The sequence below is a fragment of the Muricoccus harenae genome (assembly GCF_009848505.1).
In the GTDB taxonomy this organism is placed as follows: Bacteria; Pseudomonadota; Alphaproteobacteria; order Acetobacterales; family Acetobacteraceae; genus Roseomonas; species Roseomonas harenae.
This window is the reverse complement of the sequence record NZ_WWDL01000011.1, coordinates 28,310-45,000: the sequence shown is the minus strand read 5'-3', so window position 1 is coordinate 45,000 and position 16,691 is coordinate 28,310. Positions and strand designations below refer to the sequence as shown.

Below are 16,691 nucleotides of genomic sequence, written 5' to 3'. Positions count from 1 at the left end.
TCGGATTGTCAATATTAGTGTTTTGATGCGGGCGAATAGCTCCTGCGCGGGTCGGATTTGAAGGTTGTGTTCACGTCGGTGACCGCTGGATCATTGACAATCGGCGCTGTCTTCATGCCAGTAGGCAGGCGACCCCCTTCGGGGCAAAAAGCAATCAACGGTGCGAGGAGTGAGGGATGTCGAGCGGCCTGCGGAAGGGTCTGACCAGTTACGGCGATGCGGGATTCTCGCTCTTTCTCCGGAAGGCCTTCATCAAGGCCGCCGGGTATTCGGATGATGCGCTGGACCGGCCGATCATCGGCATCACCGACACGGCGTCGGACTTCAATCCCTGCCATGGCAATGCTCCACAGCTGATCGAGGCGGTGCGGCGGGGCGTGATGCTTTCGGGCGGCCTGCCCATGGCCTTCCCGACCATCAGCATCCACGAGAGCTTCGCGCATCCCACCTCCATGTACCTGCGCAATCTGATGGCGATGGACACGGAGGAGATGATCCGCGCCCAGCCGATGGATGCGGTGGTGCTGATCGGCGGCTGCGACAAGACGCTGCCGGCACAGATCATGGGGGCCGCCAGCGCGGGCATCCCGGCCGTGGTGCTGCCGGTGGGTCCCATGGTGGTCGGTCATCATCGTGGCGAAGTGCTGGGTGCCTGCACGGATTGCCGCCGGATGTGGGGCCAGCACCGGGCGGGCAAGATCGACGAGGCGGAGATCGAGGTGATCAGCGGGCGGCTCGCGCCATCCGTCGGCACCTGCATGGTAATGGGCACGGCCAGCACCATGGCCTGCATGATCGAGGCGCTGGGGCTATCCCTTCCCTATAGCGCCGCAATCCCGGCGCCGCATGCCGAGCGGTTCCGCTGCGGCGAGGCGACGGGCCGGGTGGCGGTGGAGATGGCGCGGCGCAGCGGACCGATGCCCAAGGCGCTTCTCACTCAGGGCTCGCTCCGGAACGCCATGACGGTGCTGCAGGCGATCGGTGGATCCACCAACGGGCTGGTGCATCTGGCGGCCATCGCCGGGCGCGTGGGGTTGCGGGTGGATCTGGAGGAGTTCGACGCGATTGGCCGGCGCGTGCCGGTGCTGGTCGACCTTAAGCCCAGCGGCGACCACTACATGGAGCACCTGCACCATGCCGGCGGCGTTCCACGCCTGTTGCAGGAGCTGGAGCCCTTCCTGGACCTGGATGCGCCGACGGTGCTGGGCGGCACGCTGGGCGATTACCTAGCGCTCGCCGAGGAGGTGCCGGGCCAGACGGTCATCCGCCCGCGCGACAACCCGCTGAAGTCCACTGGCGGCATGGCGGTCCTGCGCGGCAATCTCTGTCCGGATGGGGCGGTGATCAAGCATGCCGCCGCGACGCCCTCCCTGCTGAAGCACACCGGCCGGGCCGTGGTGTTCGACAGCGTGGAGGACATGACCAACCGTGTCGACGACCCGGAACTGGACGTCACGGCGGATGACGTGCTGGTGCTGCGCAATGCGGGACCGAAGGGCGCGCCGGGCATGCCGGAGGCGGGTTACCTGCCGATCCCGCGAAAGCTGGCGCAAGCTGGCGTGAAGGACATGGTGCGCATTTCGGATGCGCGCATGTCCGGCACCGCCTTCGGCACCATCGTGCTGCATGTGACGCCGGAAGCCGCCGTGGGCGGGCCCCTAGGCCTGGTGCGGGATGGCGACCAGATCGCATTGGATGTGGAGAAGCGCAGCATCGAGCTGCTGGTGGACGAGGCGGAGCTTGCCCGCCGTTCGGGCGAGGCGCGTTCGGCGCGCCCGGTTCCGCGCCGCGGCTATGCCAAGCTCTTCCACGACACGGTGCTGCAGGCCGATCGCGGCTGCGACTTCGACTTCCTGGCCGGCGAGGACGATCCCGCCTGATTTGGCCTGGCCGCATCCCCGTCCTCGAAGGGGACGGGGATGCGGCCGTGCAAATCTTGCGCGGGTTGCAGGATCACGAAGGTGCCGCCCACGGGCTGAAGCCGGGCCAAGCGGTCTGGCGAGGCTGGCCCGGATTTTCCTGTGGCGGGCGACGGGCACATAGGGCTCGGCGCCCGGGACGAAGGCGGCGACGCTGGTGCCGGAATAACATGGGCGCGGTACCGGACCGCCATGGCGGTTCCGCGGAACCGCGTCGCGCAAGAATAACTGGGAAAACGGCCTGAAGGGCAGCGGCAGCCGCGTGCTTGTGGCAGGTGGCTGCATCGGTGGGCTCACGGCGGCGCTGGCCTTGTTGCTCCGGGGCTTCGATGTCGATGTGTACGAGCAGGCGGCGGAGCTGAAGGAGGTCGGCGCCGGCGTCCAGATCAGCCCCAACGGCACGCGGGTCCTCGATGCGCTCGGCGTCGGGGATCATCTCGCCGCCCTCCCTGCCAGGCAAGCGGGAAGGAGATCCGGCTTTGGAGCACGGGGCAGACATGGCCGCTCTTTGACCTGGGGGCGGTCTCCCTGGAGCAATATGGGTTCCCCTACCTCACCGTGAACCGCCCCGACCTGCTTTCGGTGCTGGAGGCGGGAGAGCGCCGGCTGAAGCCGGATGCCATCCATCTAGGGTGCCGCGTGCAGGGATTTCGGCAGAACGGCTCTGGTGTCGCGCTGTTGCTGGAAGGAGGCGAAACGGTCACGGGCGACGTGCTCCTGGGCGCGGACGGGATCCATTCCCACGTCAGGGCCGGGCTGTTCGGGAAGGATGAGTCGCGCTTTACAGGGCAGGTCGCCTGGCGAGGCATCATCCCCATGGAACGGCTGCCCCCGCATCTCACCCGCTGGGTGGGGACCAACTGGGTCGGACCGGGCCGGCATGTGGTTCACTACCCGCTGCGGCGGGGTGAGGTGATGAACTTCGTCGGCATCGTGGAGCGCGACGACTGGCAGGTGGAATCCTGGAGTACGCGGGGCAGCCCCGAAGAGTTCGCCGCCGATTTCGCGGGCTTCCACGAGGATGTGCAGATCATGATCCGCGCAATCGAGGTGCCGTACAAATGGGCCCTGATGTTGCGCGAGCCGCTGCCGCGCTGGACGGATCGCCGCGTGACGCTGCTCGGCGATGCCGCCACGCGACGCTGCCGAACCTGGCACAGGGCGCCGTGCAGGCCATCGAGGATGGTTTAATCCTGGCGCGGGCGCTGGCCGAGCATGACACCGCCGAAACGGCGCTGGCACGCTATGAGGAGGCACGGCGGGAGCGGACCACGCGCATGGTGCACGGCTCCGCCGATAATGCGCGGCGCTTCCACAACCCGCGACTGGCTGATCCGGAAGGGGCGCAGGACTATGTCGAGCGCGAATGGGCGGAGCCGCGGGTCGCCAGCGCTATGACTGGCTCTTTCGCTATGACGCGACCACCGTTCCAGTGTGAGAGTGCGGGCCATCGGTCCTCGGCCGGCGCGGCGGTGCCCGGTCCCGGATATCCGGCTTCTGGAGGTTTGGTGATTAGACAGGGCGGGGGTGGGTTGGACTATTGTCCGGCCATGCTCCAAGCCGATTCGTGCAACTGCCGTGGTTCCCGCGTCCCTTCGATTCCCGGTTCTGGTGCTGCTCAGCCGATGAAGCGCCGGTGGTCATCCCGGGCCCTCATGCTTGCCCGGGGCCGCGGCGATCACGCTTCGGCCTCTCCCCTGGCCGCGCTCTAGGCGATGTCCCTCTGGTCCAGGCTTTTCGGCTTGCGGCAACCCGCGCGGCCGAAGATGGAAGAGCTGCAGCTTGCCCCGATCCCTCGACCCTCCGCCCCGGAGCCGGAGCCTTACGTGCCTGCCCAGGCCGAGGCGCCGCCTGTGGAGGCGCCGGATCCGGTGCAGCCGGAGTACGCGCCGGAGCCGGATGCCGAGCCGATCGCGGTTTCGCCCTTTTCCCCGGAACCGCCAGCCGCGCCGGAGCCCCCGGCTGCCCCCAAGTGGCTCGCGCCGCCGAAGCTGATCCCGAGGCTGCCGCCCCTCGGCACGGCGCCCATCACGCCGCGGCAGCTTGCAGCCCTGCAGTCGGTCGGCATCGACGCGACGGGCTGGACGGATCAGCAGGCGCGGGTCGTGCTGGCGGCACGCGATTATTTCGAGGCGCTATTCGCCGAACGCGGCAAGCCGCCCGGCCGGTACAAGGAGATGCGCCTCTCCTGCATCAAGCAGCTTCTGGTGGATGAGCGCTTCCTCGAAGAATTGCCCGCATGGGCCGCCGGGGAGATAAAGCGCGAGGATGGCAGCCCGAAGGCGCTTGCTCCGGGAAGCCTTTACGATGCGGCCGTGCACATCTGGCGGAAGGCGATGAAGGCGGGCGGCGCCACGCTCGGCCCTGAGCCGTTGTCCCGGCAGCCGTGACCTGACGCTGGGACCTGACCTGACGCTGGGCCGTGACGGTCATCCCGGCTGCGTGCGGGGCCGGGTCCGCCCGATCAGGCCCCGCAGCCGCTCGGTCACCGCGGGAATGGACCACAGGGCTGCGATCACCGTCAGCGCGCAGAGGCCGGCGCTGATCGGCCGGGTGAAGAAGGGCGAGACATCGCCGCCGGACAGCACCAGCCCGCGCAGCAGGTTCTTGTCCAGCAACTCCCCCAGCACGACACCCAGCACCAGCGGCGCCATGGGGAAGCGCAACTCCCGCAGCACGAAACCGACCAGCCCGGCGCCGAGCATGACCCACACATCGAACAGGCGCTGGGTGATCGCAAAGGCGCCGACGGTGCAGAGCACCAGCACGATCGGCATCAGCCGCTCCCGCGGGATCAGCAACACGTAGAGCAGCGGCCGCACGAGCACGAGGCCGTAGAGCAGCTTCACCATGTCGGCCACGATGAGCATGGCGACGATGTTGTAGATGAGTTCCGGCGCGGTGATGGCCAGCATCGGCCCCGGGTTGATGCCGTGGATCATCATCGCCGCCATCAGCACGGCCGCGGGGGCCGAGCCGGGGACGGCCAGCGTGAGAACGGGAATGATGGCGCCCGGCACGCAGGCGCTCTCGCCCGTTTCGGCCGCCATCAGCCCTTCGACGCTGCCCTTGCCGAACTTCTCCGCCTCGGCCGAGCCGCGCCGGGCGGCGGCATAGGAGGTCCAGGCGGCGATATCCTCTCCGAGCCCCGGCATGGCGCCGATGAAGGTGCCGATGCCGCCCGAGCGCAGAATGGTCCGCCAGTATTTCGCGATATCGGCCGGGCGCGGCAGGACGCTGTCCACCTTGCTCACCACCGCCTTCATCGCGGGGCCGCGCATGGATTGCAGCACCTCCGCCACGCCGAAGACGCCGACGAGCACGGGCAGCAAGCCCAGCCCGCCCGCGAGATCTGCATTGCCGAAGGCGAAACGCGGATAGGCGTGGTTCGGTTCCTGCCCCACCGTCGCGATCAGCAGGCCGAGGAAGCCGGCGATATAGCCCTTCAGCGGATCGCCGCCCGAAAGGGAGCCCGCGATGACGATGCCGAACAGTGCCACCCAGAACATTTCATAGGAGCCGAAGCGGAGGGCGAATTCCCCGAAGGCGGGGGCGAAGAGAGCAAGACAGAGCGCACCGAACAGCGTGCCCAGCCACGAGCCGGTGGTGGAGATGCCCATGGCCCGGCCCGCCAGCCCCTGACGTGCCAGCGGATAGCCATCCAGCGTTGAGGCCGCGGAGGCCGGGGTGCCGGGGATATTCAGCAGGATGGCAGAGCGGGAGCCGCCATAGATCGCGCCGATATAGACGCAGATCAGCACGAAGATCGCGGTTTCATGGCCCATGCTGAAGGTGAGCGTGGTCAACAGCGCGACGCCCATGGTGGCGGTCAGTCCCGGCAGCGCGCCGATGATGATGCCGACCAGCATGGCCCAGAGCGCGTGCAGGATGGTGCCGCCCTGGAGGATGTTGGCGAAGCCGCCGCCCAGCATGGAGAAGGCATCGTTCATGGGCAGGCCTTCAGGGCAGGCGCACGAGGAAGAGTTCCTCGAACAGCAGGGTGATGGCGGCAGCGGTACAGAGGGCGATCGCCGCGGCCTCGATGAGGCGCCGTGGGCGCCCGGCGGGGCCGCGCGGCCATTCGAAGGCGGCGATGAAGGCGAAGACGAAAAGTGCCGTCGCCATCCAGAAAGGCAGCCGGCCGACCAGGAAGCCAGCGTAGAGCAGCGCGAGCCCTGCGGCCATCGCGAGGCGGCCATTGTCGTTGCCGGCCACCTTCTCTCCCACGACCGCCGTGCGGCGGAGCGTACGCAGGGCAAGCAGCACGGCCAGCACTGCGAGCACGACACCATAGAAGCCGGGCACGATGCCCGGTGCCGTCAGCCCAGTGCCGGACTGCTCCAGGAAAGTCGGCATCCGCAGGCTGAGCGCCACCACTGTGAGGCCCAGCACGAGCAGGACCGCCGAGGTGACCAGATCCGCGCGAACCGAGGGGGGCGCCTTTTCGTCCTCGAAGGGCGAGGCCGTTTCGACGACCTCCTCGGAGGAAGGCGCGGGGCTCAAAGGCGCTGGATTCCCAATGTATCGGGCGAGACGCGTGCCTTGCCGCCGTCGAAGTAGAGCCAGGCGGTCTGGCGGACCATCTTCCAGGCCTCGTCCTGCGCCTCTTGGCCGTGCAGGGGCGTGAAGATCGCCGCGCGTTCGGCCGCATAGGTCTTCAGCCGCTGGCTGTTCGCGATCTTCTCGCGCCAGACCTGGGACATGGTGTCGGTCACGGGCTGCGGGACGCCCTTTGGCGCCCAGATGCCGAAGTAGTTCAGTGGCGCGGGCACGCTGGGCAGCCAGCGCGTGATGGGCGGGATCTCGCCGAAGCCGGCCAGTGTCACCGGCTTCTCGCTCTGCACGGCCAGCGGGATCAGGCGGCGTGCCTTGATCATCTCCGCCGCCTCCACCATCAGCATGGCGCCCGCCGGTACCTCGCCGGAAACCACCGCGATCGTGGCGGGATTGCCGCCGTCATAGGTGGCGTGGCGGTACTGGATGTTCGCCGCGCTCCGGATTGCCTCCATGAAGTTGTGCCCGGCGGAGGACACGCCGGCAGTGGAGATGGCGATGGACGATCCGCGCGCCTTCAGAGCCTCGAGGAATTGGCCGAAGTCGCGGTAGCCGGCCGAGGGATTCGCGCAAAGCGTGTTCACGTTCGCCACGGCGAAATACAGGTTCCAGTCGGCCAGCATCGTGTCGAGCAGGCCGAGCACCTTGTAGCAGCCGAGGTCCACCGCAGCGCCGGCGGCCCAGGTGAGACCGTCCTTCGCCGCCTCCAGCGCGTTCCGCGTGCCGATGGAGCCCGAGGCGCCCGGCTGGTTCACCACGATGAAACGCTGGCCGATGGCTGCTTCCAACTCCGCGGCGACGAGCCGGGCCATCTGGTCCGTGGAGCCGCCGGCGGCCCAGGGCACGATGAGGCTGACTGGCCGCTCCGGCTTCCAAGGATAGGGTTGTGCATGGCCGATCGACGGCAGGGCCAGCGTGGCCGTGGCGGCACCGAGAAGATGTCGACGCTTCATGGCTCGTCCCTCGTGCTTCTTAGATAACTTGTTGGTTACTTGAACCTTGGAACTGCATCCGGGTGATGGTCAAGCGGCTTCGTTGCGCCGGCTGGACGGCCTTCGTCGCCGGGCGCAGGACTTGGGCAAGAATCCATCGGGGGAAGCATGCGGATCGCGCTTTGCAATGAGGTGGTGAGAGACCTTCCCTTCGCACGGCAATGCGAATTGGCTGCGTCGCTCGGCTATGACGGGATGGAGGTCGCGCCCTTCACGCTCGATCCGGAGTCGCCGCACCGCCTGCCTGCCTCGCAGCGCGGGGCGTTCCGGCGGGCCGCGGAGGATGCGGGCCTGCCCATCGTCTCGCTGCACTGGCTGCTGGTGGCGCCGGCGGGGCTTTCAATCTGCGCCGCCGATCCGGCCTTGCTCGCCCGCACGCGCGAGGTGATGCGCGGCTTGATCGGCCTGGCCGCGGAGCTGGGCGCGACAGTGATGGTGCATGGTTCGCCGCAGCAGCGGCTGGTGCGGGATGCGGATGATGCGGCGCGAGCCGAGGAAACGATGGGACTAGCGGGCGAATGGGCGCGCGCCGAGGGCGTCACCTACTGCCTGGAGCCACTCGATGCCGGGCAGACCAGCTGGGCGCGGACGGTGGCGGAGGCGGCGGAGATCGTCCGGCGGGTGAATTCGCCGGGGCTCACGACCATGCTCGATGTTTCGGCGGCGGGGAATGGCGAGTCGGAACCGATTGCGGCTTTGCTCGACCGCTGGCTGCCGACTGGCGTGATCGGCCATATCCATTTCAACGACCGCAACCGTCGCGGGCCCGGCCAGGGGGAGGATCGATTCGCGCCTACCCTCGCGGCGCTGCGGCGCCATGGCTATGACGGCTGGTGCGCGGTGGAGCCCTTCGACTACCGGCCGGACGGGCCGGGCGCCGCTGCCCGTGCTATCGGCTATCTGCGCGGCATCGAGGAGACGCTGGCATGACCGCGCCGCGCTTCCGCCTGCTCGAAGTCGAGCGGCGCGAATGGCCTTTCCGCCTGCGCCTGCCCTTCCGCTTCGGCGTCATCACCGTGACGCATGGGCGCCAGGCCGTACTGGCCGTGCGCATCCGCACGGAGGATGGGCGCGAGGCGCGAGGGATTGCAGCAGAATCGCTGGCGGCGAAATGGTTCGACAAGGATTCGCGCTGGAGCGACGCCCAGAACGAAGACCAGCTGCGTCGATCACTGGAACTTGCCTCCGAGGCGTCGCTGGCGGCCGGGCTCAACACGGCCTTCGGGCATTTCGCCGATAGCTGGGCGGCGCATGAGGCGGCCTGCGCCGGGGAGGGGCTGAATCCGCTGATTGCAGCCTATGGCCGCGCCTTGCTGGACCGGGCGATGCTGGATGGGCTGCTGAAGGCGCAGGGCGCTTCCTTCTTCGCCGGCATGCGCGCGAATCTCGGCGGGATGGCGCCGCATGCGGTGGCCGCCGATCTCGGCGCCTTCGATTTCAGCGCTATGCTGGCGACGATGCGCCCCGCCCGCAGCATCCAGGCTCGCCACACTGTTGGGCTGGTGGATCCGATCACCACGGCGGATCAGGTGGAGCGCGTCAATGACGGATTGCCGGAGACGCTGGAGGAGGTGGCGGAGACCTATGGCCACCGCTTCTGGAAGTTGAAGGTGGGCGGCAATATCGAGGCCGATGTGGACCGGCTCTGCCGCATTGCCGCCGTGCTGGACCGCCGGCCAGGATACCGGGCCACGTTGGACGGCAACGAGCAGTACGAGGATGCGGAGGGTGCCGCCGCCCTCTGGCGCGCGATGGAGGCTGAGACGCGGCTGGACCGCCTGCGCGAGGCCATCCTGTTCGTGGAGCAGCCGGTGAAGCGCGCAAGGGCGCTATCCGTGCCGATGACGGCGCTCGCCGCATCGCGTCCCGTGATCGTGGATGAGAGCGACGGGCCGATGGATGCCTTCGTGCAGGCGCGGGCGATGGGCTATGCCGGCGTGTCGAGCAAGGCGTGCAAAGGCGTCTGGCGGTCTCTGGTCAACCACGCGCGCTGCCGGGCGTGGAACGGCGGGGGGGAGGGCCCTTTCTTCATGTCGGCGGAAGACCTGACGACGCTGGCGGGCGTCTGCGTGCAGCAGGATCTGGCGCTGGTCGCGCTGCTGGGCATAGGGCATGTGGAGCGCAACGGGCACCACTTCGTCGCCGGCTTCGGCGGCCGCCCGGCGGCGGAGGCGTCGCGTTTCGCACAGGCGCATCCAGACCTGTATGAGGATTCCGGCCGGGGACCGCATCTGCGCATCCGCGACGGGGCACTGGAGATCGGGTCGCTGGAAGCGCCCGGGCTCGGCGCGGGGGTGGAGCCCGACCCTGCCACCATGGAGGCGATGCCCAGGGCAGCCTGGCCGCCCGTTTAACAACCCTGTGCCGGCGCTACTGCCGGGAGGATGAAAGCACCATGCAGGGCCCGCGCGTGGCGCGGCAGGTGCTGCGTGCATGCGTGGCGGAAAGGCCGGTCACCCGTGCGCGCCAGAGCCGCTTCCCGCCGGCGCGGACCCGTTCGACCCGCACCTGGCCACCGCGTGCCGCGGCCCGTCGCGCGGCGGCCTGGGCCGATGCGCGCGCGTCGAAAGCGCCCACCTGCACCGCCCAGTCGCCCCGGCTGGCCGAGGCCCGCGCCCTTGGCGCCGGCCGCGGCGCCGCCATGGCCACGGGGCGGGCAGCTGGGCGTCGCAGGGTCGGTGCGATGGGAGCGGCCATTGCGCTCCCGACCAGCCGGAGGCCGCCACTGCGGCGCGCCATCAGCAGATCCGAGGGTGCGTCGCGCTCCATCTCGCCGAAGCCGCGATCCAGCAGCGCCATGACATGGGCGTCGCGTTCCCGCCCCGAGGCGCCGCCGAACACGACGGCCACGAGGCGCCGGCCGTTGCGCTTGGCGCTGGCGGCAAGGTTGAAGCCGCTGGCGCGGATGTAGCCGGTCTTGATCCCATCCGCGCCATCGTAATCGGCCAGCAGCCGGTTGTGGTTGGGCATGTTGCGGCCACGCCAGTCGAAGCTCGCTGCGCTGAAATAGGCGTAGCGCTGGGGAAAATCCTGGATCAGCCGGCGGCTGAGCGTGGCCATGTCCCGCGCCGTGGTCACCTGCGCCGGATGCGGCAGGCCCGAGGCATTGCGGAAGGTGGTCCTGGACATGCCGAGCGCGCGCGCCTTGCGCGTCATCATCCGCCCGAAGGCGGCCTCGCTGCCGCCAGCAAGATGTTCGCCGAGCGCCGCCGCCGCGTCATTGGCCGATTTGGTGACGAGGGCCATGATCGCATTGCGCACCCGGATCGTGCTGCCGGCGCGCAATCCCAGCTTGGACGGTTCCATGTCCGCAGCGTGGCGCGACACGCGGATGCGGGAGTTCTCGCTGATCTTGCCGCTCTGCAGCGCCTCGAAGGCCAAGTAGAGCGTCATTATCTTCGTCAGCGAGGCCGGATAGCGCGCTTCGTCGGCATCGATGGCGAGCATCACCTCGCCCGTATCGGCGTCCTGCATGAAGGCGGCATAGCGCTCGCTGCCAATCTGCGCGGATACGGGAGATGCGATGAGGGCCGGCATGACGAGCGCGGCCATACCGAAAGCACACAAGCGGGCGACATGCAGGACGATGCGCGCACGCGCGGCTACGGCTACGGCTATGCTGGCAGCCAGCATCGGCAGATCCCCCCTCTACGCGCGCAACCTCCCCCCGGATTCTGCGCGCGTGTCACTGCCCGCGGCGGCGAGTTCCACCGGCGGATTGGTCAAGGCCATGCATCGCCTCGGCCATTGGCAGACGTCGCATGGACAAGCCGTGTCCGCCTGCCCGCAGCATGCATATCCCGTGCGGTGGTGGGAAGCTTTGAAGCCATCCGCGCCGTGCAAGATACATTTTGACAACAATGCACCGCCGGACTGCTTTCGGTGCCGGAGCGGAACCGGCGCCGGCAAATCAGCGAGGATCGCGCGGCCGGTTCCGTAGGAATTCTTCGAAGGCCTTGAGCGCCGGTTCAGAGACATGATGCTCGATGCCCTCGGCATCAGTCTCCGCAACATCCTGCGGCACGCCGATAGCCACCAGCACATCCACCACCAGCCGGTGGCGAGCGCGGACCGTCTGCGCCAGCGCCTGGCCGGCCTCGGTCAGGAAGATACCGCGATAGGGCTTGCTATGGGCGAGGCCCGCCAGCTTCAGCCTACCGATCGTGTTGATGGCCGTGGCATGGCTGACGCCGAGGCGGCGGGCGATATCCGTGGCGCGCGCTTCGCCGCCCGTCGCCAGCAGGTCATCGATCAGCTCCACGTAATCCTCGAGCAGCGCGCCCGCGCGCGCGGTGCGGGCACGCTTGTGGCGTGCCGCCTGCGCGGGCTCGGCGGGCAGTTCTGCTGGCGGAGCGCCACGGGGCGTGCGGCGCGGTCTGCGTGTTGGAGTGGCGGTCACAAGGCTCCGGGTAGCCCATCGGCCACGCCGCCGCAAACCCACTTGCAGAAATGTAGCTTTGGCTACAATTAGGATGTTGCTCATGAATCGGGTGAGACTTAGACAAGTTGGAGTTTCTTCATGGTTGCGCTGGGCGTGTCGCCTTTACCCCTCTTCCTGGCCCTCATGGCTATGCTCGCCTTCGGCGCCACCGGTGCGCATGCCCGGGGCCCCTTCTGGGTCGATGTGGATGGCGGTGCGGAGATCGTCCTGCGGGCCGACCGCCTGGGTCCCGCCGGCGGCATGCGCGCCCATTCAAATGCCTTCATGGAGGTCGAGGCGGATCTGACCGTCACCAGCAGCACCGGGCTCGGTCTGACCGGCGCCTTCCGCATGGAGCAGCGTGACCGCGCGGCGACGGGGCGCAGCCAGGTCCTGCGGGACGAAACGGCCTATGTCGATCAGCTCTATCTCACCTAAACGGCCCGCCCCCTGGCGCTCGCGGCTGGCAAGATCCACCCGCGCTTCGGCCTGGGCTGGAACGCGGGCCCCGGCCTCTACGGGACCGAGTTCGGGGAGCGCTACGAGATCGCCGAGCAGATTGGCGCCGGTATCGACATCTCTTTACCGGACCTTCTTCATCTGCTGCCGGAATGGGGCGCCAGTTCGGTCCGGGTTGAGATCTTCCGGGCAGATCGCAGCTTCCTCTCTACAGGCTTCTTCAACCACCGTTACGCGGTGGAGGATCCGCAGACCGGCCGCCGCTCGCACCGGGCCAAGCTTCGCCGTTCCGTGGGGGGGACGGGCAACACTGACGGGTTCTCCAGCACCGTGGTCTCCCTGGCCGGGGAGGGAATGACCCTGCCGCTGGGTGTGCTGGACTACAGCTTCGGCCTTTCCCACCGGGGAGCCGGGGAGGATGCCCGGCTTGCGGGACAGGACGCGACGGAGCGTGGCCTCGTGGGCGCCGTCGCCTGGGCCTTTCGCCCCGTGCCTGGCCTCCGCGTGGTGCCGATGGCTGAGGCGGTGCGGCTGGACCATGCCGATGGCTTCCGCAGGAGGGAGCGACGCTTCGCCATGGCGGGCGTTTCCCTGGAATGGGGGGCATTCGGCCTCTCCTATACGGAGGGCCGGCAATGGAACGAGGACGAGGGTGGCGCCAAATCCCGTTCGGCGCAGCGTACCATCGGCCTGGACGTTGTTCTGGAGGAGCTGCTGCCTCCGCAGGCCGTCCTCCCGGGCCTCACTATGCAGATTGGCTGGCGGCAGATCGAGGAAGGCGGCGTCACCGCCAATGACCTCGGGATCGCCCTCGGCGTGGCCCACCGCTTCTGAAATCGCGGTCAGGGTCTCCACTCGACCTTGAATGTAGCATATCCTACGTTCTAGCTCACGTGCTGGACGTTCGGGAAACACCGACAGGAGAACGCATGTTCCTTCAGCTTCCCCGCCGCCTGCTTCTCGCCGCCGCCCTGACGGCAGGTGCAGCCATGCCCGCCATGGCCCAGGCGCCCGGCGCGCCGAAGCGGGTGGTGGCCACCTTCACCGTGCTGGCGGATATGGCGAGCAACGTGGCCGGTGACGGCGCCATCGTGGAAAGCCTCACTCGCCCCGGCGCTGAGATCCATGACTATGACCCCACCCCGCAGGATGTGGCGCGGGCCCAGGCAGCCGATCTCGTGCTCTGGAACGGCATGGGGCTGGAGCGCTGGTTCGAGCGGTTCTTCGGTCGCGTGAGCAATGTCCGCCAGGCGGTGCTGACCGAGGGAGTGGCGCCGATCGGCATCGGCGAAGGGCCCTACAAGGACAAGCCCAATCCCCATGCCTGGATGTCGCCGACTGTCGCACTGACCTATGTTGAGAACATCCGCAAGGCGCTGACCGAGCTCGATCCCGCCCGGGCGCCAGTCTTCGCAGCCAATGCCCAGGCCTATTCGGAGCGGCTGCGGGCCGTGGATGCCAAGCTGCGCGAGCGGCTGGCGACCATTCCGGCGGAGCGCCGCGTGCTGGCCACCTGCGAAGGGGCCTTCAGCTATTTCACCCGCGACTACGGCCTGCGCGAGGCCTATCTCTGGCCCATCAACGCCGAGGAGGAGGGCACGCCGCGCCAGGTGCGGGCACTGATCGACACGCTGCGCCGCAGCCGTCCCCCCGCGGCCTTCTGTGAGAGCACGGTGAACGACCGCCCGATGCGCCAGGTAGCGCGCGAGGCCGGGGTGCGCTTCGGCGGCGTGCTGCATGTGGACAGCCTGACCGCGGCGGATGGCCCGGTCCCCACCTATCTCCGGCTGCTGGAGGCGAATGCGGAGACAATCCTGCGCGCCTTTGGCGACGGCCAGGCGTCCCGCTGATGCGCGCGCCCGTCTCACCCGATCTCTCGGTCGAGGCCGTCTCCGTCACCTATGCAAACGGCCATACAGCGCTGCGCGATGCCGGCTTCCGGCTGGAGGCGGGCACGATCTGCGGGCTGGTCGGCATCAACGGCGCCGGCAAGTCCACGCTGTTCAAGGCCATCATGGGACTGGTGCGCCCCACCTCCGGGCGCGTGCTGATCGGCGGCGAGCCGGTGGAGGCCGCGTTGCGCCGGAACCGCGTGGCCTATGTGCCGCAGGCGGAGGAGGTGGACTGGACCTTCCCCGTCTCGGTGCGGGACGTGGTGATGATGGGCCGCTACGGGCACATGAACATCCTCCGCATCCCGCGCGCCGCGGATCGTGCCGCGGTCGCGGGGGCGCTGGAGCGCGTTGGCATGGGCGCGCTGGCGGATCGCCAGATCGGTGAGCTGTCGGGCGGGCAGCGCAAGCGGGTCTTCCTCGCCCGCGCCATCGCGCAGGGGGCGGAGCTGCTCCTGCTGGACGAGCCCTTCACCGGCGTGGACGCGACGACGGAGCAGGCGATCATCGCCCTGCTGAAGGGCTTCGGGGAGGAAGGCCGGATCGTGCTCGTCTCCACCCATGACCTCGGCAGCATCCCGGAATTTTGTGACGAGGTGGTGCTGGTGAATCGCACCGTACTGGCCTCCGGCCCCACCGCAGAGGTCTTCACCGAGGAGAACCTGCGCATGGCCTTCGGCGGCGCGCTGCGGCACCCGGCCCGGCTCCCGCAGCGGCGGCCCGCGGAGCAGACCGCCTGATGGTCGAGGAGCTGCTGATCCCCTTCGCCTATGACTACATGCTGCGCGCCATGGCGATCAGCGCACTGGTGGGCGCAGTGGCGGGCCTGCTCTCCTGCTATGTCGTGCTGAAGGGCTGGTCCCTGATGGGCGATGCGCTGAGCCATGCGGTGGTGCCTGGGGTGGTGTTGGCCTGGATGGGCGGGATTCCCTTCGCCATCGGCGCCTTTGCCTCGGGGTTGCTCGCGGCAGGGGCCATGGCCGGTCTGCGCGGCCGGACGCCCCTGCGCGAGGACACGGTGATCGGCGTGGTCTTCACCGGCTTCTTTGGCCTGGGACTGTTCCTGCTCTCACTCTTTCCCTCGAATGTCCGGCTGCGCACCATCGTCTTTGGCAATGTGCTGGGCATCGCGGATGCCGACATCCTGCAGATGGCCATCATCGCGGTGCTGGTGGTGCTGGTCCTGGCCGTGAAGGGGCGGGACCTCATGCTCTCCCTGTTCGATCCCGTGCAGCTCGCGGCGATCGGCGGTAGCCCGGGTGCCATGCGCCTGCTGTTGCTGACGCTGCTGGCCGCGACGGCGGTGGCAGGGCTGCAGGCGGTGGGGGCGGTGCTGGTGATCGGTATGCTCGTCACCCCGGGCGCCACCGCCTATCTGCTGACGGACCGCTTCGGCCGCATGGCCGCAATTGCCGCCGGGATCGGGACCAGCACCGGGCTACTGGGCGCCTATGCCAGCTACTTCCTCGATGGTTCCACGGGCGGCGTCATCGTGGCCTCCCAGGCGCTGATCTTCCTCGCGGTGCTGGTGGCGGCGCCGCGCCACGGCATCCTGGCCGCGCGGCGCGCCGCAAGGCGTTCCGCCCAGGGCGACGAGGTGGCGGCATGACCGCGCTGATCGAGCCATGGACCCATGGATTCATGCAGCAGGCACTGCTGGTCGGGCTGCTGGTGGCCGTGCTCTCGGCCATCCTCTCCTGTTTTGTCGTGCTGAAGGGATGGTCGCTGATGGGCGACGCGGTCAGCCACGCCATCCTACCCGGTGTCGTCGGCGCCTATCTCCTCGGCATTCCGCTGGTGATCGGCGCCTTTGTCGCCGGGCTCGCCTGCGCGGTCGGCGCCGGCGCCATCCGCGCCGTGAGTCGGGTGAAGGAGGATGCGGCGATGGGGGTGATGTTCAGCGGCATGTTCGCCCTCGGTCTCGTCATGCTCACCCAGGTTCGGTCGGACGTGCATCTTTCCCATGTTCTCTTCGGCAGCATCCTGGGCATCGAGGATGAGGACTTCTGGCAGATCCTGGGCATCGCCGGCGCGGCGCTGCTGATCCTGGCGGTGCGCGGGCGCGACCTGCTGCTGTTCTGCTTCGATCCAGGGCAGGCGCGCGTTGCGGGCCTGCATGTGGAACGGCTGCGCCTGCTTCTTCTGGTCGTGCTGGCGGCCAGCATCGTGGCGGCGGTGCAGGCGGTGGGAGTCATCCTGGTGGTGGCGCTGCTGATCACGCCGGGCGCCATCGGCCTGCTGATGACGGCGCGGTTCGGGCGGATGGTGCTGGTGGCCGTGGGCAGTGCCTGCCTGGCGGTCGTCGCGGGCATCCAGATCAGCTTCATGCTGAACGCCTCCTCCGCCGGTTCCATCGTGGTGGTGCTGTCGGGGCTGTTCCTGCTGGCCCTGCTGGCGTCGCCCCGGCACGGCCTGCTGCGGGCGAGAGCGGTCAGGGGCTGATCCTATCCCTGCC

At 68.7% G+C, this 16,691-nt stretch carries 16 protein-coding genes; 11 read left to right on the top strand and 5 right to left on the bottom strand.

Annotation, left to right across the window (positions count from 1 at the left end):
• Nucleotides 1-176 precede the first annotated feature (176 nt).
• The 3 genes from GSE44_RS10000 (at nucleotide 177) to GSE44_RS09990 (ending at nucleotide 4,309) form a co-directional block, all read left to right on the top strand.
• Nucleotides 177-1,880 carry an IlvD/Edd family dehydratase gene (locus GSE44_RS10000; RefSeq protein WP_159348656.1) on the top strand — a complete coding sequence of 568 codons (1,704 nt, stop codon included), beginning with the start codon at nucleotides 177-179 and terminating at the stop codon, nucleotides 1,878-1,880.
• Nucleotides 1,881-2,477: 597 nt separating this feature from the next.
• Nucleotides 2,478-3,110: an FAD-dependent monooxygenase gene (locus GSE44_RS26755; RefSeq protein WP_201306011.1), complete on the top strand. Its 633-nt coding sequence runs from the start codon at nucleotides 2,478-2,480 to the stop codon at nucleotides 3,108-3,110.
• Nucleotides 3,111-3,745: 635 nt separating this feature from the next.
• Nucleotides 3,746-4,309: a hypothetical protein gene (locus GSE44_RS09990; RefSeq protein WP_159348655.1), complete on the top strand. Its 564-nt coding sequence runs from the start codon at nucleotides 3,746-3,748 to the stop codon at nucleotides 4,307-4,309.
• Between the two features lie 39 nt (nucleotides 4,310-4,348).
• Here GSE44_RS09990 and GSE44_RS09985 read toward each other — a convergent pair whose 3' ends face one another.
• From GSE44_RS09985 to GSE44_RS09975, 3 genes are read right to left on the bottom strand one after another with little or no spacing between them, the layout of a single operon-like run.
• Entirely contained in the window at nucleotides 4,349-5,869 is a 1,521-nt protein-coding gene (locus GSE44_RS09985) for a tripartite tricarboxylate transporter permease (protein ID WP_159348654.1), read from the bottom strand.
• 10 nt (nucleotides 5,870-5,879) lie between these two features.
• Nucleotides 5,880-6,422, bottom strand: coding sequence for a tripartite tricarboxylate transporter TctB family protein (locus GSE44_RS09980; protein WP_159348653.1), 543 nt, complete (start codon nucleotides 6,420-6,422; stop codon nucleotides 5,880-5,882).
• Nucleotides 6,419-7,426, bottom strand: a complete 1,008-nt coding sequence (locus GSE44_RS09975; RefSeq protein WP_159348652.1) for a Bug family tripartite tricarboxylate transporter substrate binding protein — start codon at nucleotides 7,424-7,426, stop codon at nucleotides 6,419-6,421. The genes GSE44_RS09980 and GSE44_RS09975 overlap by 4 nt, the downstream gene beginning before the upstream one ends.
• A 147-nt stretch (nucleotides 7,427-7,573) precedes the next feature.
• Between GSE44_RS09975 and GSE44_RS09970 the strand changes: the two genes are divergently transcribed.
• Together GSE44_RS09970 and GSE44_RS09965 are read left to right on the top strand one after the other, a co-directional pair.
• Nucleotides 7,574-8,395 carry a sugar phosphate isomerase/epimerase family protein gene (locus GSE44_RS09970; protein ID WP_159348651.1) on the top strand — a complete coding sequence of 274 codons (822 nt, stop codon included), beginning with the start codon at nucleotides 7,574-7,576 and terminating at the stop codon, nucleotides 8,393-8,395.
• A complete protein-coding gene (locus GSE44_RS09965) occupies nucleotides 8,392-9,819 on the top strand; it encodes a mandelate racemase (protein WP_159348650.1) in 1,428 nt (475 codons plus the stop codon). Before GSE44_RS09970 ends, GSE44_RS09965 begins: the two co-directional genes overlap by 4 nt.
• A 16-nt stretch (nucleotides 9,820-9,835) precedes the next feature.
• On the opposite strand, the gene GSE44_RS09960 is transcribed toward GSE44_RS09965, so the two are convergent.
• Both GSE44_RS09960 and mntR read right to left on the bottom strand, forming a co-directional pair.
• Nucleotides 9,836-11,098 carry a D-alanyl-D-alanine carboxypeptidase family protein gene (locus GSE44_RS09960; RefSeq protein WP_235924694.1) on the bottom strand — a complete coding sequence of 421 codons (1,263 nt, stop codon included), beginning with the start codon at nucleotides 11,096-11,098 and terminating at the stop codon, nucleotides 9,836-9,838.
• A gap of 277 nt (nucleotides 11,099-11,375) precedes the next feature.
• The gene (mntR, locus tag GSE44_RS09955) at nucleotides 11,376-11,864 is read right to left on the bottom strand and encodes a manganese-binding transcriptional regulator MntR (RefSeq protein WP_235924693.1); all 489 of its coding nucleotides are present in this window, start codon (nucleotides 11,862-11,864) and stop codon (nucleotides 11,376-11,378) included.
• Nucleotides 11,865-11,984: 120 nt separating this feature from the next.
• Between mntR and GSE44_RS09950 the strand changes: the two genes are divergently transcribed.
• The 6 genes from GSE44_RS09950 to GSE44_RS09925 all read left to right on the top strand — a co-directional run bounded on the left by GSE44_RS09950 (nucleotide 11,985) and on the right by GSE44_RS09925 (nucleotide 16,678).
• A complete protein-coding gene (locus GSE44_RS09950; protein WP_159348648.1) occupies nucleotides 11,985-12,323 on the top strand; it encodes a hypothetical protein in 339 nt (112 codons plus the stop codon).
• Nucleotides 12,324-12,698: 375 nt separating this feature from the next.
• The gene (locus GSE44_RS09945; protein ID WP_159348647.1) at nucleotides 12,699-13,178 is read left to right on the top strand and encodes a hypothetical protein; all 480 of its coding nucleotides are present in this window, start codon (nucleotides 12,699-12,701) and stop codon (nucleotides 13,176-13,178) included.
• 95 nt (nucleotides 13,179-13,273) lie between these two features.
• On the top strand, nucleotides 13,274-14,194 hold the full coding sequence (locus tag GSE44_RS09940) for a metal ABC transporter substrate-binding protein (protein WP_159348646.1): 921 nt from the start codon (nucleotides 13,274-13,276) through the stop codon (nucleotides 14,192-14,194).
• Nucleotides 14,194-14,976, top strand: coding sequence for a metal ABC transporter ATP-binding protein (locus GSE44_RS09935; RefSeq protein ID WP_159348645.1), 783 nt, complete (start codon nucleotides 14,194-14,196; stop codon nucleotides 14,974-14,976). The genes GSE44_RS09940 and GSE44_RS09935 overlap by 1 nt, the downstream gene beginning before the upstream one ends.
• On the top strand, nucleotides 14,976-15,845 hold the full coding sequence (locus GSE44_RS09930) for a metal ABC transporter permease (RefSeq protein WP_159348644.1): 870 nt from the start codon (nucleotides 14,976-14,978) through the stop codon (nucleotides 15,843-15,845). Before GSE44_RS09935 ends, GSE44_RS09930 begins: the two co-directional genes overlap by 1 nt.
• Nucleotides 15,842-16,678 (top strand): metal ABC transporter permease, encoded by an 837-nt coding sequence (locus GSE44_RS09925; RefSeq protein ID WP_159348643.1) that lies wholly within the window; start codon nucleotides 15,842-15,844, stop codon nucleotides 16,676-16,678. Before GSE44_RS09930 ends, GSE44_RS09925 begins: the two co-directional genes overlap by 4 nt.
• Nucleotides 16,679-16,691 lie beyond the last annotated feature (13 nt).